At 69.4% G+C, this 26,956-nt stretch carries 29 protein-coding genes and 1 pseudogene; 29 read left to right on the top strand and 1 reads right to left on the bottom strand.

Annotated elements, in window-relative coordinates; translation table 11 throughout:
• The first annotated feature begins 124 nt into the window (after nucleotides 1-124).
• The 18 genes from AB0H93_RS18675 to hypB all read left to right on the top strand — a co-directional run bounded on the left by AB0H93_RS18675 (nucleotide 125) and on the right by hypB (nucleotide 12,346).
• Nucleotides 125-1,222 carry a hypothetical protein gene (locus AB0H93_RS18675; RefSeq protein ID WP_358573927.1) on the top strand — a complete coding sequence of 366 codons (1,098 nt, stop codon included), beginning with the start codon at nucleotides 125-127 and terminating at the stop codon, nucleotides 1,220-1,222.
• Complete coding sequence (locus tag AB0H93_RS18670) at nucleotides 1,222-1,410, top strand: hypothetical protein (RefSeq protein ID WP_358573924.1); 189 nt, start codon at nucleotides 1,222-1,224, stop codon at nucleotides 1,408-1,410. The genes AB0H93_RS18675 and AB0H93_RS18670 overlap by 1 nt, the downstream gene beginning before the upstream one ends.
• Before the next feature lie 35 nt (nucleotides 1,411-1,445).
• Entirely contained in the window at nucleotides 1,446-2,495 is a 1,050-nt protein-coding gene (locus AB0H93_RS18665) for a hydrogenase expression protein HypE (RefSeq protein ID WP_358574002.1), read from the top strand.
• Between the two features lie 35 nt (nucleotides 2,496-2,530).
• A complete protein-coding gene (locus AB0H93_RS18660; RefSeq protein WP_358573921.1) occupies nucleotides 2,531-4,333 on the top strand; it encodes a nickel-dependent hydrogenase large subunit in 1,803 nt (600 codons plus the stop codon).
• Nucleotides 4,326-4,874 carry a NifU family protein gene (locus tag AB0H93_RS18655; protein ID WP_358573918.1) on the top strand — a complete coding sequence of 183 codons (549 nt, stop codon included), beginning with the start codon at nucleotides 4,326-4,328 and terminating at the stop codon, nucleotides 4,872-4,874. Before AB0H93_RS18660 ends, AB0H93_RS18655 begins: the two co-directional genes overlap by 8 nt.
• A gap of 11 nt (nucleotides 4,875-4,885) precedes the next feature.
• Entirely contained in the window at nucleotides 4,886-5,470 is a 585-nt protein-coding gene (locus tag AB0H93_RS18650; RefSeq protein ID WP_358573915.1) for a DUF5947 family protein, read from the top strand.
• Nucleotides 5,463-5,669 (top strand): hypothetical protein, encoded by a 207-nt coding sequence (locus AB0H93_RS18645; RefSeq protein ID WP_358573912.1) that lies wholly within the window; start codon nucleotides 5,463-5,465, stop codon nucleotides 5,667-5,669. Before AB0H93_RS18650 ends, AB0H93_RS18645 begins: the two co-directional genes overlap by 8 nt.
• Before the next feature lie 17 nt (nucleotides 5,670-5,686).
• Complete coding sequence (locus AB0H93_RS18640) at nucleotides 5,687-5,842, top strand: hypothetical protein (RefSeq protein ID WP_358573909.1); 156 nt, start codon at nucleotides 5,687-5,689, stop codon at nucleotides 5,840-5,842.
• Between the two features lie 28 nt (nucleotides 5,843-5,870).
• Nucleotides 5,871-6,419, top strand: a complete 549-nt coding sequence (locus AB0H93_RS18635) for a hydrogenase maturation protease (RefSeq protein WP_358573906.1) — start codon at nucleotides 5,871-5,873, stop codon at nucleotides 6,417-6,419.
• Nucleotides 6,416-7,159 (top strand): hypothetical protein, encoded by a 744-nt coding sequence (locus tag AB0H93_RS18630; protein WP_358573903.1) that lies wholly within the window; start codon nucleotides 6,416-6,418, stop codon nucleotides 7,157-7,159. The genes AB0H93_RS18635 and AB0H93_RS18630 overlap by 4 nt, the downstream gene beginning before the upstream one ends.
• Nucleotides 7,160-7,307: 148 nt before the next feature.
• Complete coding sequence (locus tag AB0H93_RS18625) at nucleotides 7,308-7,928, top strand: SIS domain-containing protein (protein ID WP_358573900.1); 621 nt, start codon at nucleotides 7,308-7,310, stop codon at nucleotides 7,926-7,928.
• Complete coding sequence (locus AB0H93_RS18620) at nucleotides 7,925-8,146, top strand: hydrogenase assembly protein HupF (RefSeq protein WP_358573897.1); 222 nt, start codon at nucleotides 7,925-7,927, stop codon at nucleotides 8,144-8,146. The genes AB0H93_RS18625 and AB0H93_RS18620 overlap by 4 nt, the downstream gene beginning before the upstream one ends.
• Before the next feature lie 6 nt (nucleotides 8,147-8,152).
• A complete protein-coding gene (locus AB0H93_RS18615; RefSeq protein ID WP_358573894.1) occupies nucleotides 8,153-8,845 on the top strand; it encodes an SIS domain-containing protein in 693 nt (230 codons plus the stop codon).
• Nucleotides 8,823-9,092, top strand: a complete 270-nt coding sequence (gene hypC, locus AB0H93_RS18610) for a HypC/HybG/HupF family hydrogenase formation chaperone (protein ID WP_358573892.1) — start codon at nucleotides 8,823-8,825, stop codon at nucleotides 9,090-9,092. Before AB0H93_RS18615 ends, hypC begins: the two co-directional genes overlap by 23 nt.
• Before the next feature lie 12 nt (nucleotides 9,093-9,104).
• Nucleotides 9,105-10,232, top strand: a complete 1,128-nt coding sequence (gene hypD / locus AB0H93_RS18605) for a hydrogenase formation protein HypD (protein ID WP_358573890.1) — start codon at nucleotides 9,105-9,107, stop codon at nucleotides 10,230-10,232.
• Nucleotides 10,229-11,332 carry a hydrogenase expression/formation protein HypE gene (gene hypE / locus AB0H93_RS18600; RefSeq protein WP_358573888.1) on the top strand — a complete coding sequence of 368 codons (1,104 nt, stop codon included), beginning with the start codon at nucleotides 10,229-10,231 and terminating at the stop codon, nucleotides 11,330-11,332. The genes hypD and hypE overlap by 4 nt, the downstream gene beginning before the upstream one ends.
• Nucleotides 11,333-11,335: 3 nt before the next feature.
• A complete protein-coding gene (locus AB0H93_RS18595) occupies nucleotides 11,336-11,665 on the top strand; it encodes a hydrogenase maturation nickel metallochaperone HypA (RefSeq protein ID WP_358573886.1) in 330 nt (109 codons plus the stop codon).
• Nucleotides 11,666-12,346, top strand: coding sequence for a hydrogenase nickel incorporation protein HypB (hypB, locus tag AB0H93_RS18590; protein WP_358573884.1), 681 nt, complete (start codon nucleotides 11,666-11,668; stop codon nucleotides 12,344-12,346).
• A 227-nt stretch (nucleotides 12,347-12,573) separates the two neighbouring features.
• Here the strand turns inward: hypB and hypF are convergent, their stop codons facing one another.
• Nucleotides 12,574-14,841, bottom strand: coding sequence for a carbamoyltransferase HypF (gene hypF / locus AB0H93_RS18585; RefSeq protein ID WP_358573881.1), 2,268 nt, complete (start codon nucleotides 14,839-14,841; stop codon nucleotides 12,574-12,576).
• Between the two features lie 329 nt (nucleotides 14,842-15,170).
• Between hypF and AB0H93_RS18580 the strand changes: the two genes are divergently transcribed.
• The 11 genes and pseudogenes from AB0H93_RS18580 to AB0H93_RS18530 all read left to right on the top strand — a co-directional run.
• A complete protein-coding gene (locus AB0H93_RS18580; protein ID WP_358573879.1) occupies nucleotides 15,171-16,100 on the top strand; it encodes a LysR substrate-binding domain-containing protein in 930 nt (309 codons plus the stop codon).
• A 293-nt stretch (nucleotides 16,101-16,393) separates the two neighbouring features.
• A complete protein-coding gene (locus AB0H93_RS18575) occupies nucleotides 16,394-17,239 on the top strand; it encodes a fumarylacetoacetate hydrolase family protein (RefSeq protein ID WP_358573876.1) in 846 nt (281 codons plus the stop codon).
• A gap of 52 nt (nucleotides 17,240-17,291) precedes the next feature.
• The gene (locus tag AB0H93_RS18570; RefSeq protein ID WP_358573873.1) at nucleotides 17,292-18,218 is read left to right on the top strand and encodes a VOC family protein; all 927 of its coding nucleotides are present in this window, start codon (nucleotides 17,292-17,294) and stop codon (nucleotides 18,216-18,218) included.
• 287 nt (nucleotides 18,219-18,505) lie between these two features.
• Nucleotides 18,506-19,813 carry an MFS transporter gene (locus AB0H93_RS18565; RefSeq protein ID WP_358573871.1) on the top strand — a complete coding sequence of 436 codons (1,308 nt, stop codon included), beginning with the start codon at nucleotides 18,506-18,508 and terminating at the stop codon, nucleotides 19,811-19,813.
• 3 nt (nucleotides 19,814-19,816) lie between these two features.
• Nucleotides 19,817-21,331: an FAD-dependent oxidoreductase gene (locus AB0H93_RS18560; RefSeq protein WP_358573868.1), complete on the top strand. Its 1,515-nt coding sequence runs from the start codon at nucleotides 19,817-19,819 to the stop codon at nucleotides 21,329-21,331.
• Nucleotides 21,328-22,665: an amidohydrolase family protein gene (locus tag AB0H93_RS18555; RefSeq protein WP_358573866.1), complete on the top strand. Its 1,338-nt coding sequence runs from the start codon at nucleotides 21,328-21,330 to the stop codon at nucleotides 22,663-22,665. The genes AB0H93_RS18560 and AB0H93_RS18555 overlap by 4 nt, the downstream gene beginning before the upstream one ends.
• Nucleotides 22,666-22,726: 61 nt before the next feature.
• On the top strand, nucleotides 22,727-23,596 hold the full coding sequence (locus tag AB0H93_RS18550) for an alpha/beta hydrolase (RefSeq protein WP_358573864.1): 870 nt from the start codon (nucleotides 22,727-22,729) through the stop codon (nucleotides 23,594-23,596).
• The gene (locus AB0H93_RS18545; RefSeq protein ID WP_358573862.1) at nucleotides 23,593-24,171 is read left to right on the top strand and encodes a carboxymuconolactone decarboxylase family protein; all 579 of its coding nucleotides are present in this window, start codon (nucleotides 23,593-23,595) and stop codon (nucleotides 24,169-24,171) included. The genes AB0H93_RS18550 and AB0H93_RS18545 overlap by 4 nt, the downstream gene beginning before the upstream one ends.
• Nucleotides 24,161-24,331, top strand: coding sequence for a hypothetical protein (locus AB0H93_RS18540; protein WP_358573860.1), 171 nt, complete (start codon nucleotides 24,161-24,163; stop codon nucleotides 24,329-24,331). The genes AB0H93_RS18545 and AB0H93_RS18540 overlap by 11 nt, the downstream gene beginning before the upstream one ends.
• Before the next feature lie 413 nt (nucleotides 24,332-24,744).
• The gene (locus AB0H93_RS18535; RefSeq protein ID WP_358573858.1) at nucleotides 24,745-26,640 is read left to right on the top strand and encodes an Hsp70 family protein; all 1,896 of its coding nucleotides are present in this window, start codon (nucleotides 24,745-24,747) and stop codon (nucleotides 26,638-26,640) included.
• Nucleotides 26,641-26,684: 44 nt separating this feature from the next.
• Nucleotides 26,685-26,956, top strand: a pseudogene (locus AB0H93_RS18530) (hypothetical protein); the annotation flags it as partial.

The following is a 26,956-nucleotide window of genomic DNA, read 5'->3' as shown; positions in this document are numbered from 1 at the left end:
GGGCCTGCGAGCACGCGGGTGACAACCGGATCAATATCAGGACTGCCGTGGGGCGACCGTTGATCAGCGGGAAGCGCACGATCCTGCTTCTGCACGGCAGCAGCCAAGCTGGGGGCGGAAACTGATGAGCGTCGCACCGAAGGACAGCCGACCCGGGCCCGTTGTGCCCGGCACGGAGTTCGCGCGGGCTCAAGCGGTTGCCGACGCGGTGCTCTACGAGGGCTACCTGCTCTACCCGTATCGGCGTTCGTCGGGGAAGAACCGCGTGCGATGGCAGTTCGGCATCCTCGCGCCGCGGCGGTGGGTCGAGGCGGATGGCCCTGTGCCGCCGGTGGTGGCGGGTTCGGTGGAATCGTGGCAGCAGCAGACGGAATGCCTGTTCCAGGTTCGAGGCGAGCGCGAAGAGGCCGAGGTCGACATCCGGCTCCGCTTCCTGCGGGTCGTGGTGCGAGCCGCCGAACGTGCGGTCGACGGCGAATTCGTCCCGGTCGATTCGTTGGACGTCGACGGCACGCGGCACCTGTCGGCGGAGGAAGCCGCGCCCCAGCAGTTCGATCTGCACGCGAAGCTGCCGGCGCTCCTCGATGGTGGACTTACCCGCGAAATCGAACTTCCCGATGCCATGGAGGCCGAGCCGCTCGGCGACAGCGGGCGGATCCTGCGGCGCTCGGAGGGCATCGCCGCGTCGCTGTCCGCCGTCGCGAAGAGGGTAGGAGACGGGGCCTACCGCCTGCGCGTGCGAGTCGAGAACCGCGATCGCGATGTGGCTGCCGGCGCGTCTCGTCCGGCGGCGCTGCGGCGTTCGCTGGTGGCCACCCACTTGCTCATCGGCGGACGCGGACTGGAGTTCTGCTCCATGATGGACCCGCCCGGCGAGCTCTCGGCAGCAGTGGCCGCCAGTCGCAACATCCACGCGTTCCCAGTCCTCATCGGCGATGACGCCGACCTGGTGCTGTCCTCGCCCATTCTGCTGCCCGATCAACCCGAGGTCGCCCCGGAAAGCCCGGGTGATCTGCACGACGCGACCGAGATCGACGAGATGTTGTCCCTGCTGACACTCGCGCTGACCGATGCGGAGAAGCGCGAAGCGCGGGCCACTGATCCTCGTGCCGCCGAGATCCTCGACCGTGTGGACGGCATGCCGCCGGAGGTCCTGGCGCGGCTGCACGGCACGATGCGCTCGCTGCGCGACGCCACCGGGGCACGAGGGGAAGGGACCTGATGCAGCAGCAGGACCTGATCGCACACGACCACCGCATGGTCGAGCAGCCGTGCGGGGACCACGACTCGCTCGACAGGTCGTGCGAAGGGGACGAGCGTGCCAGCACGTTGCTGCACGAACTGCGCCAGGAGGAACTGCTCGGGTACGACCGGATACGAGATCGGTTGCAGGGGAGGCCCGCGACATGACTGCCGACGACGAGCTGGAGACGCGGAAGCAGGAGATGAGCCGCGCCGCGCGACGAAGTGGGTTCGAGGAGATCGACATCCTGTGGATCTCCGAGGGGATGAGCTGCGACGGCGACACCGTGTCGGTGACGGCGTCCGGACAACCCGCGATCGAGGACGTGGTGCTCGGCCTCATTCCGGGGCTCCCGAAGGTCAATCTGCACAACAAGGTCCTCTCGCCCACGCCCGGTGGGGAGGACTTCCTCCAGCCGTTCCGCGCCGCGGCGCGCGGGGAGCTGAAGCCGTTCGTCCTGGTGATCGAGGGCTCCATCCCGAACCAGAACGTCATCGAAGGCGACGGGTACTGGACGTCGTTCGGCAACGATCCGGAGACCGGTGAGCCGCTGCCGCTGAACTGGTGGCTCGACCGCCTCGCGCCGAAGGCGTGGGCAGTGGTCGCGGCGGGCACCTGCGCGACCTACGGCGGGATCCACGCGATGGCCGGCAATCCCACCGGGTGCATGGGGCTCGCCGACTACCTGGGCTGGGAGTTCAAGTCCCGCGGCGGCCTCCCGATCATCAACATCCCGGGGTGCCCGGTGCAACCGGAGAACTTCATGGAGACCTTGACGTGGTTGCTGTACCACGCCGCGGGAGCCGCGCCGGCGCCGCCGCTGGACGAGAAGTTGCGGCCGCAGTGGCTGTTCGGCAAGACCGTGCACGAGGGCTGCGATCGGGCGGGCTACTACGAGCAGGCCGACTTCGCCAAGGACTACAACTCGCCGAAGTGCCAGGTGAAGGTCGGCTGCTGGGGACCGGTGGTCAACTGCAACGTGCCCAAGCGCGGCTGGATTTCCGGGGTCGGCGGTTGCCCGAACGTGGGCGGCATCTGCATCGGCTGCACCATGCCGGGATTCCCGGACATGTTCATGCCGTTCATGGACGAACCGACGGGGGCGAGCCTGTCCAGCATCCTCGCCAAACCCTACGGATCGTTCATCCGGCGGATGCGCGGCATCACCAACAGGGTCGCGAACAAGGAACCGAAGTGGCATCACAAGCAGCCGGTGCTGACGAGCGGGTACAACCCCCGTTGGCGTCCGTAGGCAGTGGCTGACGACGAGAGCAGGAGAACCGGACCATGGCCGATCGCGGAACCAGCGCTGAACCGAAGCAGGGCAAGCTCGTCGAGATGAACTGGGATCCGATCACCCGGATCATCGGCAACCTCGGCGTGTACACCAAGATCGACTTCGCCAACGGCGAGGTCGCCGAATGCCACAGCACGTCATCGTTGTTCCGCGGCTACTCGGTGTTCATGAAGGGCAAGGACCCGCGTGACGCGGGGTTCATCACCAGCCGGATCTGCGGCATCTGCGGGGACAACCACACGGCGTGCTCCAACTACGCGCAGCAGATGGCCTACGGGATCAAACCGCCGCCGCTGGCGGAAACGATCGTCAACCTCGGCGAAGCGGCCGAGTACATGTTCGACCACACGATCTTCCAGGACAACATGGTCTTCGTGGACTTCTGCGAGGCGATCGTCAAGGAGACCAACCCGGCGCTGCTGCGGCGCGCGGAGTCCGCCGAGGCCAGGAACCGGGATGTGCACGGCTACCGCACGATCGCCGACATCATGCGGGGGTTCAACCCCTTCGAGGGCGAGATCTACAAGGAGGCCCTGCAGATCAGCCGGGTGACCCGGGAGATGTTCTGCCTGATGGAAGGCAGGCACGTGCACCCGTCCACGATGTACCCGGGCGGGGTGGGGACGATGCCCGAGCCGACGACCTTCACCGACTACCTGTCCCGGTTGGTGCATGTCCTGGACTTCGTGAAGAAGTCCGTCGCGCTCAACGACGACGTCTTCGACTTCTTCTACGAGGCGCTGCCGGGGTACGAGGAGGTCGGCAGGCGCCGGGTGCTGCTGGGGTGCTGGGGCGCGTGGCAGAACGCCGACGTCTGCGACTACCGCTACGAGACGATGAGCGAGTGGGGCAAGGCGATGTTCGTGACGCCCGGCGTCATCGTGGACGGCGAACTCGTCACGAACGACCTCGTCGACATCAACCTGGGCATCCGGATCCTGCTCGGGAGCTCGTTCTACGAGGACTGGGCGAACGAGGAACCGTTCGTGACCCGCGATCCCCTGGGGAACCCGGTGGACATGCGCCACCCGTGGAACCAGACGACCGTGCCCGTACCGCAGAAGCGCGACTTCGACGGGAACTACAGCTGGGTGATGAGCCCGCGGTGGTTCGACGGGCAGAACCACCTGGCGCTGGACACCGGCGGCGGGCCGCTGGCGCGGCTGTGGTCCACCGCGCTGAACGGCCTCGTCGACACCCCCTACGTCCGGGCGACCGGGTCGAGCGTGCAGATCTCCCTGCCGCGCAGCGACAAACTTCCCGAGACGACGCTCGAATGGCGCATTCCGCACGACAAGGCGGGAAAGCCGCTGTCGAACGCGATCGAGCGGGACCGGGCGCGGGTGTACTTCGTCGCCTACGCCGCGGCCATGGCGCTGCACTTCACCGAGCAGGCCTTGGAGCAGGTGCGAGCCGGCGACAGCCGGATCTTCACGGATTTCGAGGTGCCCGACGAGGCCATCGGATGCGGGTTCCACGAGGCGGTCCGCGGAGTGCTCTCGCACCACCTGGTGATCAAGGACAAGAAGATCGCGAACTACCACCCGTACCCGCCGACCCCGTGGAACGCCAGTCCGCGGGACAGCTTCGGCGTGCCCGGCCCGTACGAGGACGCGGTGGGCGGAACGCCGATCTTCGAGGAGAACGGCGCCGACGACTTCAAGGGCATCGACATCATGCGCACGGTGCGCAGCTTCGACCCGTGTTTGCCGTGCGGCGTGCACATGTACCTGGGAGGCGGCCGAGAGCTCCGGAAAGTGCATTCGCCCACCTTCGGAGGAGCGCATGCCTGACGGGAGCAGGCTCGACGACGCGGCGGTCCAGGAGCGGCTCGCCCGAGTCGACGACCTGCTCGCGACAGTCGAGCAGGCGCCGGGGCCGACCGCCGACGCGGCGATGGAATCGGTGCAGATCCTGATCGAGGTCTACGGCGAGGCGTTGGGCAGGGTCGTGGACCTCGGCGGGCCGCTCGCCCGAACGCTCGCCCAGGACGAGTTGCTGAAGCACCTGATGGTCCTGCACGAGATCCATCCGGATCCGGTGGCCGAGCGCGTGCGGCAGGCCATCGACGATGTCCGCCCGCACGTCGAGTCGCGCGGCGGACAGGTGGAGCTGACCGAGGTGGCGGGGAACGTCGCGCGGGTGCGGCTGACCGGAGTGCACGGGAGTTGTTCGTCGACGTCCGCCGACGTGGCACGAGCGATCACCGAAACGGTGTTGGCCCTGGTACCCGAGGTAGCGGAGGTCGACGTGGCGCAGCCGGCCACGCCATCGATGATCCCGGTGGATGCCGTGCTGAGCCGGGCCCGGGGCAGCGCGCGGAGGCAGACGTGAGGTCCGCGGCATTGGAGCGTCTGGCTCGGCAAGCCCGCCGGCGTGCGGAAGGGCAGCCCTGCGACGTCTGCGGCGCTCCGGTTCCCGACGAGCACCGCCACGTGCTGGATCTGGGGCGGGGTGAGCTCCTGTGCGCCTGCCGGGCATGTTCGGTGCTGTTCGACCGGGATGCCGCCGGCGGCGATCACTTCCGGCTCGTGCCGCAGCGGCGGCAGCGGTTGGATCCCGTGCCCACGGGAGGCCTGGGCGTCCCGGTCGGGTTGGTCTTCGTCACGGTGAAGTCGGACGGCACCGTGGTCGCCCACTACCCCAGCCCCGTGGGAGCCACGGAGTGGGAGGTCGATCCGTGCGTTTGGGGGGAGGTCGTGGACCGGCACGCACCGCTCGGGACGATGGCCCGGGAGGTCGAGGCGCTGCTGGTGAACACCGCACGCGGGCAGCGGGAGCACTGGATCGTTCCCATCGAGGACTGCTTCCGGCTGGTCGCCGTGGTGCGCCAGGAGTGGAGCGGGCTGTCCGGCGGTTCAACCGTGTGGCCGGCGATCGAGCGGTTCTTCGCGGCGCTGGCCGAAGACCGGAGGAGTTGCGATGGGTGAGATCAGGGTCGGCAAGCAGGACGTGAAGGTCGATACGCCCAGTCACGTCCCGGGCCTGCACCAAGGGAACCAGGGCCCGTCCCGGCGGCAGACGGGGCACCACGCCGACGGCACGGCCGACGCCCGCCGTTCGACCGGGATCCAGTCGAAGCACCACAACGCGATTCTCGAGATCATGCCGAACATCTCGCCGGGTTGATCGGGAGGGAGGCTCGAATGGCGAGGAAAGTCCTTATATTGCAGGCAGCCTTGATCGGCGCGGGATTGGCGGCGCTGTTGCTGAGAGAACTGCCCGGGTTGGTGCGAGAAATCAGGATGTGGCGGATGGCCGTCAACTTCCGCGGCGGCGCGCGCCGGAAAGGCACGCCCTAGCGGCGATCGATCTGCGGAAGGCGATGGTATGGGGAAAGCACGTGTGGTGTCGGATGCCGTGCTGCGCGAAGGACGTTCTCCCGGACGGGCGAGCAGGACGGGAGCGCGGATCCTGGTCGCAGGCGTGGGAAATGTCTTCCTGGGCGACGACGGGTTCGGCGTCGCGGTCGCCGCCCGGTTGGCGGAAGACCCGCCGGCGAGCGCTACGGTCGCGGACTTCGGCATCCGGGGCATGCACCTGGCTTACGAGCTGATGAACGGTTACGACGTGCTCGTCCTGGTCGACGCGGTGGCGCGCGGCGAGGTGCCGGGTACCGTCTCGGTCCTCGAACCCGACCTCGCTGCGATCGAACCCGCGTCCGGCGTGGACGGCCACGGCATGAACCCGGACTCGGTGCTCGGCTGCTGCGCGGGTTTCGGCGTGCCGCTGCGCAGGGCTCTGGTCGTCGGCTGCGAGCCCGCGGACTGCTCCTACCGGTGGGGACTCACCGAGCCGGTGGCGGAGTCGGTCGATGCGGCCGCGGCCGTCGTTCGGGAGCTCGTCGCCGATCTGGACACCGTGCGGGGGACGTCGTGACCGCCGGCGCCGAGCCACTCCCGGTTGTCGGGATGCGGGTCCGGCTGCGGCCTTCCCGGCGCGCCGACATCGTGGACATCGCGCTGGCGGGGAGGCTCGCCGAAGTGGACGGTGTCGAGCGCGGGGCGGACGGCCGGGTTTACGTGCTCGTGTCGCTGGTCGGCGACACTGCGGCGGACCTCGGTCGCATGAGCCAACTGGGCCACCGGTTCTTCTTCGACCCGGAGGAGCTCGAACGGGTTTCCGATGCGGGTGAGCACCGGGTCCTCGTCGCAGGCCTTGGCGGCGACGCCGTCAAGCCGGGCGAGTGCGAGGTGCGCAGGGTCGTCGAGCACCTGCGTGGGTGCGACCTCCCGCCCGGGGTGCGCGTCGCTGATTTCGGTGTTCGCGGGCAGGACCTCGCGCGGGCGCTCGAGGAGTTCGACGCCACAGTCGTGCTGCGCGCCGGGCCGATGGGGGAAGTCCTCTCCACCGGGCTCGCGGATCTGCCGTTGACCCCGGCTCACCGGTGCGGCCAGGTCATCGTGGTCGGCTGCGGCGACGCGGAACGCGGTGAACCGGACGGTGGAACGCGCATTGCCGGTGTGGTCCTGTCCGTTGTGGACGATGTGCTCGCCGGTCGCCCGATCCGGGAGTCAGGCGCGGGAGAAGGACGGGAGCCGCATGTCACGCGGTCCGGCGATGCCCGCCGCGGGAGTGGGGCTCGTGGTTCGGCCGTGGGCGGCCCGCACGACATGTGAAAGCGACTCGAATGTCGTTGAGGGCAAAGCAGATCGAGTTGTCCCGGCGGAGCACCGCCCTTAGCGTCTCAGGCGCGGCGCAGGAGTTGAACTCGCTCCGCCGCGCAAGTCGCTACGGGGGCATGATCGCGAGTGAGGATGTGACCTGATGCCGTGGTCCGAGGAGGCCGCCGGGCGTGCCGTCGACGAGATCTTCGAACGACGGGTGGCACCGCTGCAGGCGTTGGTGGGGGACGCCGAGCAGGTCGCACGCGCGTGCCATGCGATGGCCACCCGGTTCCACGCGGGCGGCAAGCTCATCGTGTTCGGGAACGGCGGGCCGAGCACGGACGCCCAGCACGTGGCCGTCGAGTTCGTGCATCCCGTGATCGTGGGCAAGCGGGCACTGCCGGCGATCTCGTTGACCGCGGACGTGGCAACGGTGACCGGCGTCGCCACCGGAGCGGGCCTGGATGAGATCTTCGCCCACCAGATCCGCCACCTCGCCGACCCCGGCGACATCGCGCTGGGCATCTCGACCGACGGCGGCTGCGGCAACGTGCTGCGCGGCCTGGCCGAAGCGCGCCGGCAGGGACTGCTGACCGTCGGCCTGCTGGGTGGCGACGGCGGACGCATCGCCCGCGCGGGGCTCGACCACGTGCTGATCGCCGCCGCGCAGGACCCGCGAGTGGTCAAGGAAGTGCACGTGACGACGTACCACATCCTCTGGGAACTGGTTCACGTGTTCTTCGAACACCCGGGCGCGTTGCGGCGGGAGGCGATCGCATGACGGCCGGGGAACCCGCGGACAACTGCCGCGGGGATTCGTGCGTGACCTGCTCGGACGAGGTCGTCGCGGTCGAGGTCCTGCGGTTGCTGGACGACGGGCTCGCGGCCGTGGCCACCGAAGCGGGTGAGGAAGTCGTCAGCGTCGCGCTGGTGTCGGCTCGTCCCGGGGACAGGGTGCTGGTCCACGCCGGTGAGTCGATCGGGATCGTGAAGGAGTGACCGCTCGTGGATACCGGTACTGATGCCGTGGACTCGCTGTACCCGTTCTTGTCGAGGGCGGAGGGCGATGTCGATGCGGTGCTCGACGAAGTCCGCGTGTCCACGCAGGACAAGGCGCGGGAGATCGTGCATCTTCGCGGCGCGGTCCTGGACCGGTACCGCGGTGAGATCATCGCGTGCGCAACGGCGATGGCGGAACGCTTCGCCCGCGGCGGCCGGTTGCTCACCTTCGGCAACGGTGGCAGCTCCACCGACGCCCAAGACCTCGCCAGCCTGTTCCTGAGCCCGGGCCGGGCGGGGCGCGCCCTCCCGGCGATCGGCTTGACAAGCGACATCGCTGTGGTCACGGCGCTGTCCAACGACATCGGGTTCGACGTGGTGTTCGCCCGTCAGATCGGTGCCTTCGGCCGCCGCCAGGACATCGCGGTAGGCCTGTCCACCAGCGGGAACTCCGCGAACCTGCTGCGGGCTTTCGAGGAAGCCGCGCAGCGCGGGCTGCTCACCGTGGGCATCGCCGGCGACAAGGGCGGCCGGATGGCCGAATCCGAGCACATCGACCACCTCTTCGTGGTGCCGTCCGCCTCGGTGCACCGCATCCAGGAGGCGCAGACCACGCTCTACCACGCGCTTTGGGAGATGACCTTGCTGGCGTTGGACGAAACGGGAGGAGCCGCCGATGTGCCTCGCGATCCCCGGTGAGGTCCTGGCGATCCTCCCGGACCGGCCGGACCTCGCCAAGGTCGAGGTGAGCGGAGTCCGCCGCAACATCAACATCGGGCTCCTCGGGGAACCACCGGAACCGGGGCAGTGGATCCTGATCCACGTCGGCTTCGCATTGTCCACAATAGACGAAGCGGAGGCCCGCGCGGTGCTGGAGTTCTTGGAGGGCCTGGGGCAGACCTACACCGACGAGATCGACGCGCTGCAGGATTCGCGCATCGAGTGAGTGGGGGGACCGATGCGATTCGTCGACGAGTACCGGGACGCGGACAAGGCGAGAGCGCTGGCCGCCGAGATCGCCGCGCTGTGCGAGCCGGGACGGCAGTACAAGTTCATGGAGGTCTGCGGCGGGCACACCCACACCATCTACAAGCACGGCATCGAGGACTACCTGCCGGAGAACGTGCAGCTGGTGCACGGACCCGGGTGTCCGGTGTGCGTGATCCCGATGGGCCGGGTCGACGACGCCATCCACATCGCGCGCCGGCCCGGGGTGCTCATGACCTCCTTCGGCGACATGATGCGCGTGCCCGGCAGCAACGGGAACTTCTTCGACTCCAACGCCGAGGACACCAACATCCGGATGGTGTACTCGCCGCTGGACTCGTTGAAGCTCGCCCGGCAGGACCCCGACCGGCAAGTGGTGTTCATGGCCATCGGGTTCGAGACCACCGCCCCGTCGACGGCGATGACCCTGCTGCGGGCCGAGCAGGAAGGGCTGGAGAACTTCTCCGTCTTCGGCAACCACGTGACGATCATCCCGGCGATCAAGGCGATCCTGGACTCCCCGGACCTGCGGCTGGACGGGTTCCTCGGCCCGGGGCACGTGTCGACGGTGATCGGCTGCCGGCCGTACGAGTTCATCGCCCGGGACTACGGCAAGCCGGTGGTGGTCTCCGGCTTCGAGCCGCTGGACATCATGCAGTCGATCTACCTGCTGCTCAAGCAACTGGCCGAGGGCCGTTGCGAGGTGGAGAACCAGTACAAGCGCGTGGTGCCGTGGGACGGCAACACGACCGCCTTGGAAGCGATCGCCAAGACGATGGAGCTGCGCCCGTACTTCGAGTGGCGCGGCCTCGGCTTCATCTCGCACTCGGCGCTGCGGCTCCGCGACGCCTATGCGCGGTTCGACGCCGAGCGGCGCTTCGAGCTGCCGGGCGTGCGGGTGGCCGATCCCAAGGCATGCCAGTGCGGCGAGGTGCTCAAGGGCGTCCTCAAGCCGTGGGAGTGCAAGGTGTTCGGCACCGCTTGCACGCCGGAAACACCGATCGGCACCTGCATGGTCTCGCCGGAGGGCGCGTGCGCCGCGTACTACAACTTCGGGCGGTTCAGCCGGGACCGGGTCAAGGAGGCGAGCCGGACGTGAGCACCGAGCGCCGCGGCGATCTGGCCGAACTCGACGCCGAGCAGCAAGTGCTCGACCGGATCGAGAAGGCCCGCCGCCGCAAGCCGAAGGTGAAGGACGAGCGGATCACGCTCGCGCACGGATCCGGCGGGAAGGCGACGCAGACGCTCGTCGAGGCCGTGTTCCTGGAGGCGTTCCGCAACGAAGTGCTGGAGCAGCTGGAAGACGGCGCGGAACTCGCGGTCGACGGGGAGCGGCTGGCGTTCACCACCGACTCGTTCGTGGTGTCACCGCTGTTCTTCCCCGGTGGGAACATCGGCGACCTGGCGGTCAACGGCACGGTCAACGACCTCGCGGTCTCCGGTGCGACGCCGCGGTACCTCTCGGCGGGCTTCCTGATCGAAGAGGGGTTTCCGGTCGCCGACCTGCTCCGCATCGTCGAGTCGATGGCGACCGCGGCGCGGGCGGCCGGCGTCGAGGTGGTCACCGGCGACACCAAGGTCGTGGAGAAGGGCAAGGCCGACGGCTGCTACATCAACACCTCGGGCGTCGGCGTTCTGCACACCGAACACCGGCTCGGTGTCCGCACGGCGCGTCCGGGCGATGCCGTGCTGGTCTCGGGACCGATCGGTGATCACGGTGTCACGGTGATGCTCGCCCGGGGCGAGCTGGACATCGACTCCGACGTGGTCTCCGACACCGCGCCGGTGCACGGGCTCGTCGCGGACCTGCTCACCGCGGTGCCGGAGGTCCGAGCGATGCGTGACGCCACGCGCGGCGGTGTCGCGACGATCCTCAACGAGATCGCCCAGGCCGCTCAGGTGGCCGTCGTCGTCGACGAAGCGGCGGTACCGGTGCGCACCGAGGTCCGGGGCGCCTCGGAACTGCTGGGCATCGACCCGCTCTACGTGGCCTGCGAGGGACGCATCGTCGCGGTCGTCCCGGGCGGGCAGGCCGAGACGGCGCTGGAGGCGATGCGCGCGCATCCGCTGGGGGAGCAGGCCGCCTTGATCGGGCGCATCGGTGACGATCCACCTGGGCTGGTGCTGTTGAACACGACCTTCGGCGGCACCCGGATCGTCGATCTGCTGGTCGGCGATCCACTGCCGCGGATCTGCTGAGTCTTGCACGAGCTCGGCATCACCCAGAGCATCGTGGACGCCGTCCTGGAGGCGGTGGACGAGCCGGTCATCGAGCGCGTGCACCTGGAGATCGGGCGGCTTTCCGGCGTGGTGCCGGATGCGATCCGGTTCTGCTTCGAGCTCGTCGCGGACGGCACCCGGCTGTCGACGGCCGAACTGGACATCGCAGAACCGGCCGGGCGCGGCGAATGCCGCTCGTGCGGACAGGAGATCGCGATGGACGAGCTGCTCGCGCGCTGCCCGTGCGGCGGCGTCGACATCGCGATCCTCGCCGGACAGGAACTTCGGATCAAGGCCGTGGAGGTGGGGTAGATGTGCGGCACGTGCGGCTGTGACGAGGAATCATCGCGGACGGTGGTCCTGGAGCAGCAGGTGTTGGCCAAGAACGACGGGCTCGCCGCCGAGAACCGGGACCACGCGCAGTCCAGGGGGATCGCCTTGATCAACCTGATGAGCTCGCCCGGTTCCGGCAAGACCAGCCTGCTGGCCCGCACCGTGCGGGAATTCGACGGCGCCCCGCTATCGGTCGTCGAAGGCGATCAGGAAACGGGCCTCGACGCGGCACGATTGCGGGAGAGCGGATGCCCGGTGGTGCAGATCAACACCGGAACGGGATGCCACCTGGACGCGGCCATGCTGTCCGACGCCCTGCGCGCCCTGCAACCGCCGGACCGTTCGGTGGTGTTCGTCGAGAACGTCGGGAACCTGGTGTGCCCGGCGCTGTTCGACCTCGGTGAGCGCGTCAGGGTGGTCCTCGCGTCGGTGACCGAGGGGGAGGACAAACCCCTGAAGTACCCGCACATGTTCCGCTCGGCGGACCTGGTGCTGCTCAACAAGATCGACCTGCTGCCCCACGTCGATTTCGACGTGGCCCGCTTCACCGACGCCGCGTCCACCGCCAATCCCGGCGCCCGGGTGCAGCCCCTGTCGGTCTCGACGGGGGAAGGCCTCGACGCTTGGTACGCCTGGCTGGACAAGCAGGTGCTTGCCTGAGAGGACATTTCAGATTGGGTTTGCGTGGCGGTGCGGGTAGCGGCCCCCCTGCGAGATTTGCCGTCGCCGCCTGGACTGTGGGAGCCCCGACTTACGCATGACCAATACGCGGCATCGGGGACTGGCCTCGCCCAGTAGCCCAGAAGGGCGGGCACAGCCTGAGAACCCGCGGCGGTGCGAGCTGAGTCCCAACCGCATGCGGCTGACGCCGCATCCCGAAACAACCCCTAGCGTCGTGCGCGGCACAGCGCCCCGGCGACGGCGGCCTGCCCCAGGCTGATCCCGCCGTCGTTGGCCGGAACCTGCGAATGCAGCAACGTGCGGAACCCGTTGCGGTCCAACAACATCGTGACGCGCTGCAACAGCAGGACGTTCTGGAAGACACCGCCGGAGAGGGCCACGGTGCCGATCCCGGTGGAATCCCTCATCCTGCCGCAAACGTCCACGACCGCCGCCGCCAGTCCGTTGTGGAACCGCGCGGCGATCACCGGCAGCGGCGTCGCGGCACGGAGATCGGCGACGACCGACCGAACCAGGTCCGCGCCGCGAACGCGCAACACCGGCCCGCCACTGATCGACACCGGGTATTCGCCCGCCTCGGTGGTGTCGGCGAGTTGTTCGAGCTCGATGGCGGCCTGGCCTTCGTAGTTGATCAGGTCCCGCACGCCGAGGATCGCCGCCACGGCGTCGAAGAGCCGCCCGGCGCTGGAAGCCGGCGGCGCGTGGCGATCCCATCGCGACAGCGCGGCGACTTCGGCCCAGTTCGCGTTGCGCTGCAGCACATCGAGATCCGGGGTCAGGTTCCCGCACTCGGCGAGGTAGGCGACCGCGCTCCGCCACGGCTGCTTGATGGCGGTCGTTCCCCCGGGCAGCGGAACCGGTTCCAGATGGCCCTGCCGCCGGAAGCCGGTCAGATCGGCGACCAGGAACTCCCCGCCCCAGATCGAGCCGTCGCCGCCGTACCCGGTCCCGTCGAACGCCACTCCGAGCACGGGGCCGGATTCGCCGTTGTCGGCCAGGCAGGATGCGATGTGCGCGTGGTGGTGCTGCACCCCGACCAGCTCGGCACCGTCCAGTTCCGCCGCGTACTTCGTCGACAGGTACTCGGGGTGCAGGTCGTGGGCGACGACCCGCGGTTCGACGTCGAAGAGCCGGCGGAAGTGCTCGATCCCGGCGGTGAAGGACCGCAGCGTCTCGTAGTTCTCCAGGTCGCCGATGTGGTGGGAGACGAAGACGTGCTCGCCCTTGGCGATGCCGAAGGTGTTCTTCAGCTCGGCACCGCAGGCCAGCACCGGCTGCGGGAACGGCCACGGCAGCGTCACCGGTTCCGGCACGTAGCCGCGGGACCGCCGGACCGGCATCGCGCGGCCGCCGACCACGCGGACGACGGAGTCATCGGTGCGGATGTGGATGGGCCGGTCGTGGACCAGGAACGCATCGGCGATGTCTCCCAGCCGCGCGAGCGCGTCGTCATCGCGGTAGGCGATCGGCTCGTCGGAGACGTTGCCGCTGGTGAGCACGATCGGCCGGGCAAAGCGGCGCAGGAGCAGGTGATGCAGCGGGGTGTAGGGAAGCATGAGGCCCAGCTGGTGGTTCCCGGGCGCGACGCTCGACGCGACCGGGGCGTCGGGAAGCCGGTTCAGCAGCACGATGGGGCGCCGTCGGGAAGTGAGCGAGGCTTGCTCCGCATCGTCGATCGCGCACAGCGACCGGGCCTGCTCCACCGACGCCACCATGACCGCGAAGGGCTTGTCCTCCCGGTGCTTGCGCTTGCGCAGGGTGGCCGTCGCATCGCTGTTGGTCGCGTCCACGGCCAAGTGGTATCCGCCCAATCCCTTCACGGCCAGCACTTCGCCGCGTGCCAAGACCGCCACCGCTTCGGTGAGGGGGTCGCCCTGAAGGGCTACGCCGCCGCGGTCGGTCAGCCGCAGCCGCGGCCCGCAGTCCGGGCAGCACACCGGCTGGGCGTGGAACCGGCGGTTCGCCGGATCGCGGTACTCCGCCTCGCACCGGGCGCACAGGGCGAATCCCGCCATCGTCGTATTCGGGCGGTCGTACGGAACGTCCCGAACGATGGTGAACCGCGGCCCGCAGTTGGTGCAGTTGGTGAACGGGTAAGCGGACCGCCGGTCGTCCGGATCGGTGATTTCGCCCAGGCAGTCGGCGCAGGTGGCGCTATCGCTGGAGACGAGGGCCGCCCGCGATCCGGTCGAGTCGCTGTCGACGACCCGGAACCCGGTTTCGGCCACGGCCGCGACATCGGCGACGGAGATCCGGGCCACCACCGCCAACGGCGGAGCCTGCTCCCGGAGCATGCCGAGGAACCGCTGGATGCCCGACGCCGGCCCTTCCACCTCGACGAACACGCCGTGCACGTCGTTGCCGACGTGCCCGGCCAGCCCCAGGCCGGTCGCCAGCGAGTAGACGAAGGGCCGAAAACCCACGCCCTGCACGATTCCCTCGACCCGAACACGCTTCCGGACCAATTCGCCCATCGACCCAGTCTCGAACGAAGGACCACGCAACGCATCCGCGGCCAACGCCATGCCGATCGCCATCGGCGCGCTCCAGTGGTACGAACCAACGACAAGCCCAAGAGCATTGGCGGCGAGCCCGCCTCCGCTCGCCCCACCGGTCATCGTCCGTTGCGCGCGCGACGCCCTGCACCGGCCAGGGCGGACAGCGCTGTGCCGATCGGGGCGCAGCCGTGGGCTGGCCGGCGGCTGCGCCCCGGCCTCGCCGGTTACTCTCGGGTCGAACAGTGTTGATGTGATCGATGCTGTCCCGATCTGTGATCAGTCGTTGTCGGTCGGAGGGGACGGTCATGCGGTTGAGCGGCGTCGATCTCAACCTCCTCGTGGCGCTCGATGCGTTGCTGACCGAACGAAACGTCACGAGGGCGGGCGAGCGCCTGTCGGTGGGGCAGCCCGCGATGAGCGCATCGTTGGCGCGTCTGCGCAAGCACTTCGACGATCCCTTGCTGGTGCGCGAAGGCCGCTCGTCGACGCTCACCCCGCTGGCGGAATCCTTGGTGGAACCCGTTCGTTCGGCCATCGGCGCTGTCGAGGCCGTACTCGGCCGCCCGGCCGACTTCGAACCGGCACGGGAGGCCCGGACCTTCACGATCGTCGCCAGCGATTACGTCCTGCTGGTGCTGCTGCGCCGACTGATCGCGGTGCTCGCCGTGGAAGCTCCTCGGATCCAGGTCTGCGTGAAGCCCATCACGGCCGGCTACGTCGACCAGCTTCGCCGCCGGCAGGCCGATTTCCTGATCATGCCGACGGAGATCACGGGGAAGCGCTTCGGGTTCCCGAGCGAACCGTTGTTCACCGACCGGTACGTGCTTGCGGTCGACCGGCACAACCAGGCGGTCGGCGACACGATCACCGTCGAGGAGTTCGTGGCCTTGCCCTACGCGGCTTACGCCGGCGGCACCGGGGTGCCCGTGATCGAGGCGCAGCTCGAGGAGTTGGGGATCACCCGGCGCAACGTGATCAGCACCCAGTCCTTCGTCACCGCGCCTCTGCTGCTTCGCGACACGCCTGTCGTGGGTTTGGTGCACGAACGGCTGGCGCGGCTGGTCGCCGAGCCCGCCAGGCTGCGCATCCTCGAACCCCCTGTTCCGCTGCCGCCGTTCCACGAGGCGCTCTACTGGAACCCGCAACACGCCCGGGACCCGGCACACGAGTGGCTGCGGAAGAGGCTCGTCGAGCTCGCCCGGGAACTCGACTTCCCGGGGGATGGCCCCGCCTGACCCGCGGTCGCCGTGAACGCCGCGAGCACGATGGCTCCGGCTCGGCGCGCTGATCGTCGTCGGCGTCTGGAAAGCCGTGGCCGCCGAGTTGCCGCACGGCCGGCAGTATCGACGTCAGTGATGCATCCCATCGGCACGAATCATTAACGTTGCTGGTGGTCGGCGTTCTAGTCTCGAGGCACACCGAAGCCCGGACACCGATTCCCCACGGCCGTGCCCGATTCTCCGGGTGCTGTGGAACGACTCCGCGCGCCTGAACATCACTTCCGCGATCCCCTCCACAGGAGCTTGCCTTGCGCATCGCCAATCTCTCCGGTCGCCTCGTCCTGATCGCCGACGGTCGCGCGATCGATGTCGAGCAGGCCACCGGCGGTCGTTTCTCCGCCGATCCGCAGGCCGTTTACGACCGCTGGGAGGAGTTCCGAGCCTGGGTGGCGGAGGCGGCGGATCTCCCTGCTGGGGTGGCCTTCGAGCCGGCCGCCCTCGGCTCACCCGTCCCCGCTCCTCGCCAGGTCCTGGCCATCGGCCTGAACTACCGGGACCACGCCTCCGAATCGGGCTTCGCGTCCCCATCGGGCCTGCCGCCGGTGTTCACCAAGTACGTCACCAGCATCACCGGACCGGTCTCGGAGGTCGCACTTCCGCCGGGCGGGCACACCGACTGGGAAGTGGAGCTGGTCGCGGTGATCGGCGCCCGTGCCGAAGGGGTGTCCGAGGACGCTGCCTGGGAGCACGTGGCAGGTCTCGCGGTGGGGCAGGACATTTCCGAGCGGATCACCCAGCTCGCCGGGCCTGCGCCGCAGTTCAGCCTCGGCAAGTCCTACCCGGGCTTCGCCCCGGTCGGGCCGTGGCTGGTCACCCCCGACGAGTTCGAGAACCCGGACGACCTCGAACTGCGCTGCACGATCAACGGCGAAGAGGTCCAGAAGTGCCGTACCCGCGACCTGATCTTCTCCGTGCCCGCTCTGATCGCCGGGCTGTCCGCGGTCCTGCCGCTGCTGCCCGGTGACGCCATCTTCACCGGAACCCCCGCCGGCGTCGGCCTCGGCCGTGACCCGCAGCGCTGGCTGGCATCCGGCGACGTGCTCGTCAGCACCGTCGCGGGCATCGGCGAACTGCGCCAGACCTTCACCGCCTGACCCGGCTGCCCACTCGACCTGCCCTCTGACGAACAAGACAGGAGTCTCCGCCATGGCGCTGCACCGCCTGGTCTCGATCACCATGGGGGTCCCCAACGTCGCCGAGACGGCGGCGTATTACGCCGATTTCGGCCTCTCCCCGGACGGCGACGGCTGGTTCAGCACGCGTGACGCCGGCCGTCAGCTCCACATCGTCCACACGCCCGCCCGTCGGCTGGTCGAAGTACGCGTTGGCGCCGACACGCCTGACGACCTCCACGCCGCGGCGGCACGGCTGAAGCGTCTGGGCATCGAGAGCCGGCCCACGGGCTCCACCCTGACCGCCTACGACAGGGCCACTGCGGTACGAGCCGTGCTGGAAGTCGCCCCGCGCCTCGCCCAGCCCACCGTCCCCGCCACGGTCTACAACGGACCCGGCCGGATCGAGCGCGCCGGCTCCCGAGCCCCCGGAATCCTGCGCACCACCCCTGTGCAGCCCCGCAAGCTCGGCCACGCCGTCGTCGGCACCACCGACTTAGACGCGACCACCGCCTTCTTCCGCGAGGGCCTGGGCTTCAAGGCCAGCGACTACATCAAGGACCACGGCGTGTTCCTGCGCTGTTCCACGGACCACCACAACCTCCTGGTCCTCGCGGCCCCCGTCGCGTTCCTGCACCACACCTCCTGGCAGGTCGACGACATCGACGAGGTCGGTCGCGGCGCCACGGCGATGCTGGAGGACCACCCGGAACGGCACGTGTGGGGCCTGGGCCGGCACCACGCCGGGTCCAACTTCTTCTGGTACCTCAAGGATCCCGCAGGCAACTTCTCCGAGTACTACTCCGACATGGACTGCGTCGTGGACGACCAGCTGTGGACGCCCGAAGTCCTCGAAGGCGCCAAAGGACTTTTCAACTGGGGCCCGCCGCCGCCCCCGTCGTTCCTGCACCCCGAGGACCTGGCCGCCCTCATGACCGGCACGCACAGCGCAGCCGGATGAACCCGTGGCCACGACGTCTCCACCACTCCTGACGGGCCGTCGTCGGTCGGACCGGTCGGCGAACCGGAGTGCGAGCCGACCGGAAGGGAAAGACGGACGCGCGTGGAGGAGAGCCCGGCCGGCCCCTAGGCGGCGCCGTGATGCACGCCCGTTCGGGCAACCCGAACCAGGCGGCCGCCGATGGCTTCGTCTTGCAACCGCGGAGCCAGCACGCCTGACCACACGATTCACCCCGATGCGAGGAGATCACCATGGAGAGGTCGCATGATCTGAGGCGCGCATGGCTCATGACCGTCCTGTTGATGGCCGCCATGGCACTCTCGTTCTGGGACAAGGCCGTTCTCGGGCTCGCGGCCGTCCCGATCATGGATGAGCTGAAGCTCAGCAACGTCACCTACGGCGCCGCGAGCAGCAGTTTCTACCTGCTTTTCAGCGTCGCAGCAGTCCTCGTCGGGCTGATGGTGAACAAGGTCCGCAGCAAGTGGGTGTTCGTCGTGCTGGCGCTCCTGTGGGCCGTCGCGCAGGGCTCGGTGCTGGTGACCTCCACCGTGGCGGCGCTGTTCGCCAGCCGGATCCTCATCGGCGCTGCCGAGGGGCCGGCCAATCCGCTGGCCGTCCACACCGTGCACGGCTGGTTCCCAGCGGAGCGCCGCAGCCTGCCGACGGCCCTCACCCAGATCGCCCACGGCATCGGCGCGCTGACCGCGGCGCCCATCCTGACGTGGGTGATCGTCGAACACGGTTGGCGGTGGGGCTTTTTCACCACTGCCGCGCTCAGCGTTGTGTGGGCGCTGGTCTGGGCTGCCTTCGGCAAAGACCGGCCTGCCGAAACCCCTTCCGCCCCTGCGGCCGAAGGCTCGGATGCCACCGGAGGAACCGCCGGCCTGGACGGCGAGCGCATCCCCTACCGGCGCATCCTCCTCAGCCGCACGTTCGTCGGCGCGGTCGCGATGACCTTCGCGGCCGCCTGGAGCCTTGCCGTCGTCATCGCGTGGCTGGTCCCGTTCTTCATCAAAGTCGCCGGCTTCAGCGCCTCCGCGGCGGGCAACATGGTCATCCCGCCGAACATCGTCAGCATCGTCGCCATCATCGTTCTCGGTGCCCTGTCCGGTCGGCTCATGGCCCGCGGCGTCTCCGAACGCTTCCCGCTCGGCGTCCTCACCGGCGTGACCGTGACGGTCGGCGGTGCCTGCGCCGTGCTGGTGCCCCACCTGGGCAACGCCTTCCTGCTGATCTGCGGCGTCACCCTCGCCGCAGGGCTGCCGATGGTCGCCATGACCTCGGCCTTCAACGCCGTCGGCCGGCTCTGCCCGCCCGGCCAGCGGGGAGCCGTCATGGGCACCCTCAACGGCCTCTACTCGCTGGGCAGCATCGCCGGGCCGTTCGCGATGGGCCTGATCCTGGACGCCTCCTCCGATGCCGCGAGCGGTTTCGGCTTGGGCTTCACCATCACCGGGCTGATCGTCATCGCAGGCGGCGTGTGCGCCGCGTTCTTCGTCAACCCGAGTGGCGACCGCAGTCGCCTGGCCGCCCACGCCACCGCACTCCAACGAGCCGGGATCGACGCCCGGCCCCTGAAGCAGACGGGAGTCTGAAGCATGACAGACACGGACGTCGTGGTCGTCGGAGGCGGCCCCTCCGGGCTCACCGTCGCGAGTGAGCTGGCCTTGGCGGGTGTGCGGGTGACGGTGCTCGAGCGCCGTACGAAGCCGGTCGAGTCCCGCGCCGGCACGGTGCTGCCGCGTGTCCTGGAACTCTTCGACGCCCGCGGGATCGCCGACCGCTTCTTCGAGCGCGCCAGGTCGATCAGGGACAACCCGTTGATCCCGGTGCACATCTGGGCCGGTATGCAACCAGTGCACTGGCATCACCTGAACTCGCGATTCGGCTTCCGGCTGATCATGCCGCAGAACATGACCGAGGAGCTGCTCCTCGAACGCGCCCGCGAGCTGGATGTGGACGTGCGGCACGGCGCACTGGTCGAGAAGATCACCCAGGACGCCGAGGGAGTTCTGGTCACCGCAGCGCACGGGGCGGGCCGCCTCGAGCTGACGGCGCGCTACGCGGTGGGAGCCGATGGCGGTCGCAGCCTGGTGCGCGGGCAGGCCGGAATCGGCTTCGAAGGACGTGGTGCGACCTTCACGGGCATGGTCGCCGATCTGCGGACTGGCGGGTTGGGGCCGGACGGGCGGTTGATGACCGACAACGAACACGGTTGGGTCACATCCTTCCCCTTCGGCCACGACGATGACGGCACTGCGGTGACGCGTTTCAACATCGTGCACGCGCAACGGCGCCATGCCCCGCAATCCGAGGCGGTGACCGAGGAGGAGGTCCGCGCCTGTCTGCGCGACGTCCTGGAAAGGGAGGTGGAGTTCGACGGGTTGCGGTGGGCGTCCCGCTTCACCGACGCCCTGCGCATCGCCACGACGTTCCGCAACGGCCGCATCCTGCTGGTGGGGGAGTCGACCCGGATCCACTACCCGGCCAGCGGCGTCGGGATGAACTTCTGCATCCAGGACGCGTTCAACCTCGGCTGGAAGCTCGCCGCCGTCCTCAACGGCCACGCCGACGACGCCCTGCTGGACACCTACGAACAGGAGCGCCGGCCGGTCGCCGAGGAACTGCTGCGCAGTGTGGAGGCGCAGTGCGCCGTGCAGTTCAACTTCACCGCGGAGGGCGTGGTGTTCAAACGGATGTTCCAGGAACACCTGCTCCCGCTGCCGGAGGTCAACCGGCGCATCGCACTCGAACTCAACGGCCTGACCGCGCCCTACCCGAGCCTGCCGGGCAGCCACCTCCTCACCGGTCATCGCGCCCCCGACCTCGAACTGGTCACTGCCGACGGCATCGAGCGGGTCGGAGAACTGCTGCGCGACCAACGGTTCCTGCTGATCGACTGCACCGGTGACGACAGCTACGCCGGACTCGACGCGTCCGGGCTGCCATTGCGCGTGGTCAGCGGGGTGCCCGTCGTGACCACCCCCGAACTGCGGGCCGTCCGCAGCCTGCTGATCCGCCCCGATGCCTACATCGCCTGGGCCGACGAGCACGCCCCCGACCCGCAGGCGGCGGCCGACCAGATCAAGCACTGGATCGGAGCCCGGCGATGACCACGACCCTCATCACCAACGGCCACGTCCTGAGCATGGACGGCGCGGTCGGCGAGCTGCCGGTGGGTGACGTCCTGATCGAGGACGGCGTCATCCGCGAGGTGGCTCCGAGCATCGACGCCCTCGGCGCCGAGGTCGTCGACGCCACGTCGATGATCGTCATGCCGGGGTTCATCGACACCCACCGGCACACCTGGCAGACCGCCGTGCGGCACCACTACGCCGATACCGATCCGCTGCAGTACTTCGCCGAGATGCTCGGCCCGGTCGGCGCCGGATACCGCCCGGACGACGTGTACGCGGGCAACCTCCTGGGCGCGCTTTCGGCGCTGGACTCCGGTGTGACCACGCTGGTGGACTGGTCCCACGTCCAGAACACCCCTGAGCACTCCGACGCCGCCATCCAGGCCCTGACCGAGTCGGGCATCCGCGGCGTCTTCGCGCACGGGTGGCCGTTGGCGCCCGAGTGGACTCGCGACAGCGCCCTCGGACACCCGCAGGACATCCGCCGCCTTCGCGAGCGGTACTTCGCCTCCGATGACCAGCTGCTGACCCTGGCGATGGCGGCCCGCGGACCGGAGATGGCCCGGCGCGACGTATGGCTCGACGACCTGCGACTGGCCCGGGAGCTGGGCGTTCGCACGACCGTCCACGTCGGCGCGTACGCGCACAACGCCCACCACCGGGCAGTCGCGCAGCTGCGGGACGCCGGCGTGCTCGGTCCGGACATCACCTTCGTCCACTGCTGCCGCTGCGGCGACGACGAGTTCGCGATGATCGCGGACGCGGGCGCATCGGTGTCGCTGGGGGTGCATTGCGAGCTCAATTCCCCCGGCATGGGCGACGTTCCCCTCGACCGCTTGCTCGCCGCGGGCATCCGGCCGAGCCTCAGCGGCGACACCGAGACCAAGTGCTCCGGCGACATGTTCACCCAGATGCGGACCCTGCTGGCGTACTTCCGCACGTGGATGGGCGGCGGCCACTCCCGCGCACCGAGGGCACCCGAGTCCCTCCAGGTCCGCGACGTCCTGGAGTTCGCCACCCTGGCCGGCGCCAAGGCGGCCGGACTCGACCGCAGGACCGGCTCGCTCACCCCCGGCAAGCAGGCCGACGTGATCTTGGTCCGGGCCGGCGACCTGAACCTGGCCCCGGTGTCGGATCCGGCCGGAGCGCTGGTGCTCGCAGCCCACCCCGGCAACGTCGACACCGTGCTGGTTGGCGGCCGGATCGTCAAGCGCGGCGGAAAGCTCCTGACCGCCGACCCGCACCGGGCGCTGGAGCTGGCCCGGCGCTCCCAGCAGCGGGTGCTCGCGGCCATCGCCGCGATGCGCTGATGCAGGCCGCTGCGGCGCACCGGCTCGCGCAAGACCGACTGGACACGAGGAGGATCATGCGATGGCCCGACACCATGTCGTCCGCACGCGGAAGGGGCTGCGCTACGCCTCGCCGGACCTGCTGCTCGACCTCTACATCCCGGACATCCCGGCCCCGGCAGGCGTGCCCGTCGTCCTGTACCTGCACGGCGGTGCCTGGCTGATCGGCAGCCGCGAGGATCACCTCGACCGACTGGTCCGCCTCGCTGAGCACGGCATCGCCGTCGCCAGCGCCGATTACCGGTTCGCGAACGCTGCCGCCTTCCCCGCTCAGCTCCACGACGCCCAAGCCGCCGTCCGCTGGCTGCGACGTGAAGGTCAGGCACACGGCCTGGCCACGGAACGGATCGGGGTCTGGGGCGCCTCCGCCGGCGCGCACATCGCCGCCCATCTCGCCCTCGCCGTCGATGGGCCGGAAAGCTCGGTCCAGGCGATGGTGGGCTACTTCGGCAGCTACGACCTCACGGCCCGCGCCGCCGACGCCCGTCCGGACCCCGCTCTGCCGGTGCCCCACGAAGTGCGCACGGCGGTCTGGCCGACCGGCCTGCCGCACCCGCCCAGCGCCCGCCTGCGCCATGCGCTGCTTGCGGGCGTGCCCGAGGCCGAACTCACCGAAGACCACTTCCGCGCGCTGAGCCCGGTCACGCACGTCCACTCCGAAAGCCCGCCGATGATGCTGTTGCACGGGACCGGCGATGCCATCACTTCAGCGCAGCAGAGCCGGTGGCTCGCGGAGGCGGTGAGGGCGGCCGGCGGCCAGGCCCGGACCCTGCTCCTGGACGGCGCCAACCACGAGGACCCCGTGTTCGACGAACACGAGACCATCGCCGCCGTCGCGGAATTCTTCACCGGACATCTCCGAGGCTCCGAGATGAACAGGACATCGACGTGACCCCCACCGACCCCGCTCGACTTCCCAAGCTGACCAAGGCCGAGCTGAACGAGGAACAGCTGGCCCTCTACCAGGGCATCACCTCCGGTCCGCGCGCCGCAGGGCCCCAGCTCTTCGCGCTCCAGGACGACGACGGCGCGCTGAACGGCCCCTTCGGCGTGATGCTGCACGCACCCGGCGTCGGCGGCCCGCTCCAAGAACTGGGAGCGGCAGTGCGCTACCGCACGCGGATGAGCGCCCGCACCCGCGAGATCGCGATCCTCACCGTCGCCGCGGCCACCGACAGCGGCTTCGAGCGATACGCCCACGAGCGGATCGGGCGCGCGGCAGGGCTCACCGAAGCGGAGCTGTCCACCCTGGCCTCCGGCACTTTCACCTCCGAGGACCCCATCGAGACTGCGGCCTACGCCCTGTGCCGGCGCCTGCAGGACGACTTCCGTCCCCTGGACGACGACGAATTCGACGCCGCGGTCACCCGGCTCGGGCGCGAGGGGGTCGTGGAGCTGGTCGTCCTCGTCGGGTACTACCGCACCCTCGCGCAGCTGATGGACGTGTTCGCGATCGGTGCGCCGTGAGCCGGTTCAGCACGTGATGGGCTTGCCGATCCACCGGGTATCCGTGTTCAGGCTTGAGATTCCTTGTGCGATCGTGGTCGGTGAGCATGAGATTGCCTTCAGTGATAACAAGTTCGCCCGCATGCTGCCGCTTTTCGAGCGTTGCGATGTGCAGGTGTGAATCCCGGCGGTCGGCCCGTCCACATCGCGTCCCGAACGCCAATTCTGAAACTGTCCACATCAGACCTGCTTGCGGCAGAGGGTGATTCTTCCTGCTCGCCGAGTCATTCGGGGCACCTGGCGGACGTTCGGCGCCTCGCCGCTGGCAGATGCCGCGGGCAGGGTGCAGATTCTCTTCTGATGCGGGACTTTCGGCGCTATTGCCGGGAAACTCGGCGTGTTCGCATGGCTACAGGGCGACCGGGACACGTGTGGACGCACATGGTGCGTGGCCACGACGAAGCGGTCGTTACGCGGGGTACACCGCTCCGGCCCGCAGTCGGCCGGAACGTGGTGGCGGGCCGCGGGTGCGCCAGGCGTACCGCAGATCACCACCGGGACGGGAACCAGGGCTGGCACAGGAGACAGACCTCTATGGGATACCAGCTCGGGGTTGACCTCGGCACCACCTTCACCGCGGCGGCAGTCGCCGTGGAGGACCGAGTCGAGGTCGCCACGCTAGGTGAGCACGCGCCGAAGGTGCCGTCGGTGCTGTTCCTGACCGACGCCGACGACTTCCTCGTCGGCGAGGCCGCGCACCGCCGGGCGGCCACCGACCCCGGTCGCGTGGTCCGGGAGTTCAAGCGCCGGTTCGGCGACCCGGCCCCGATCATCCTGGGCGGCAAACCGTTCTCCGCCGACGCGCTGATGGCCCGGCTGCTGCGCTGGACCGTCGACACCGTCGCCCGCGAGCGGGGCGAGCCGCCCGCGCACGTGACGGTCTGCCACCCGGCGAACTGGGGGCCGTACAAGCAAGACCTGCTCGCCCAGTGCTTCCAGCTGGCCGACCTGACCGGCGCCACCACGGTGACCGAACCGGAGGCCGCGGCCATCTCCTACGCCTCGGCGGAACGGGTCGACGCCGGTGACACCGTCGCCGTCTACGATCTCGGCGGCGGCACGTTCGACGCGGCGGTGCTGGCCAAGCGCGAGCGCGGATTCGACCTGGTCGGAGCATCGCAGGGCATCGAACACCTCGGCGGCATGGACTTCGACGAGGCCGTGCTGACCCACGTCGTGCGCAGCACCGGGAAATCCTTGCACGGACTTGACCCGCGCGACGTGCACACCCGGCAGATCATCCTGCGCCTGCGCGCCGAATGCACGGCCGCCAAAGAGGCGTTGTCGGAGGACACCCAGACGGTCGTGCCGGTGCTGCTGCCTCAGGTCCAGACGCAGGTGCGGCTGACCCGGCAGGAGTTCGAGCAGATGATCCGGCCGAGCGTCGCCGAAACCATCCGGGACCTGCTGCGCGCACTTCGTTCGGCCGAGATCGAGCCGGGGGACCTGCAGAAGGTGCTGCTGGTCGGCGGATCCTCGCGGATCCCGCTGATCTCCCAGATGATCTCCGCGGAGCTGCGCAGGCCGGTGGCGGTCGACGCCTCCCCGAAGTACGCGATCGCGTCCGGCGCGGCCATCACCGCGCGCGAACGAGCCGCCAGCCGGCTCACCCCGGCTCCGCCGTCCGTAGCCGCGAGCGCCGGGATGAGCGAGCCCGCTGCCGCGGTGAGCCCACCGGTAGCTGCCCCGCAGGAGGCGCCGAGCGAGCCGGCACCGGTGCAGCCGGAGGCGGCACCAACGGAGCCGGTGCCGCAGCAGCGCGCAGCGGCGGAGCCGCCGGCACCTGCCGAGGAGCCGGAGCCCGCTCCGGTCGCGGCCGCACCCGGGGAAACGGCCGGTTACGTGCCCGAGGCCGCACCGGTCGCACCGCCGAGTTCGCCGCTCAAGATGCCTTCGAAGCCCTCGATGCCGTCGCTGAAGGTGCCCGCAGCGCTGAAGGAGCCGCGGGCGCGAGTGATCACACTCGTAATCCTTGTGGCCTTGTTGCTCGGGGGCGCGGGTTGGGGCGGCTGGACGTTGCTGTCGGGGCTGTCCGGTTCGCCTCCGCCACCCGCGGTGGCGCCTCCGGCCCCGGTGCCGACGCCGAATTACGTCCCGAACCAGCAGGGCGGTACCGACTCCGGAGGCAGCGGCGGTACGGACGGCGGTACGGGTGGCGGTTCCGGCGGGGGCACCGATGGCGGTTCCGGAGGTTCTGGTGGTGGCACCGACAACGGCTCCGGCGGTGGCTCTGGCGGCGGTTCCGGCGGCGGCACGGACAACGGATCCGGCGGGGGTTCCGGTGGTTCCGGCGGCTCAGGTGGTGGCTCTGGGGGTGGTGGTTCCGGCGGCGGCACCGAGACCGATCACCCGAAGCCCACCGGCGAGAACCCTCCGAAGACCGGCGATGGAGGAACTGACGGCACCAACAAGGGCACCCACAACCAGTGATGGCGTCCGGGCGGACGACCACCCACGACACGAGGCGGGAAGACATGGACGAGGAGATGGTCCCTGACACGGGTGCCGGCGACGAGACCACGGACTTCTCTGCCGAGGAAACGACGGATTACACGGCAGCGGAAACGACGGACTACTCCGCCGAAACCGATTCCTCGACCGAGACGGACTACTCGGCAGATACCGATTACTCAGCCGAGACGGACTACTCAGCCGAGACGGACTACACCGCCGAGACGTCCGACTACGACACCGCCGAGGACTCCACCGACATCGCCTACACCGATCCATCCGACTACGGCACCGC

The sequence above is a fragment of the Saccharopolyspora sp. NPDC050642 genome (assembly GCF_040654735.1).
Classification (GTDB): Bacteria; Actinomycetota; Actinomycetes; order Mycobacteriales; family Pseudonocardiaceae; genus Saccharopolyspora; species Saccharopolyspora elongata.
Note: the sequence above shows the minus strand (reverse complement) of the source record. Positions and strands in the feature narration are given on the sequence as shown.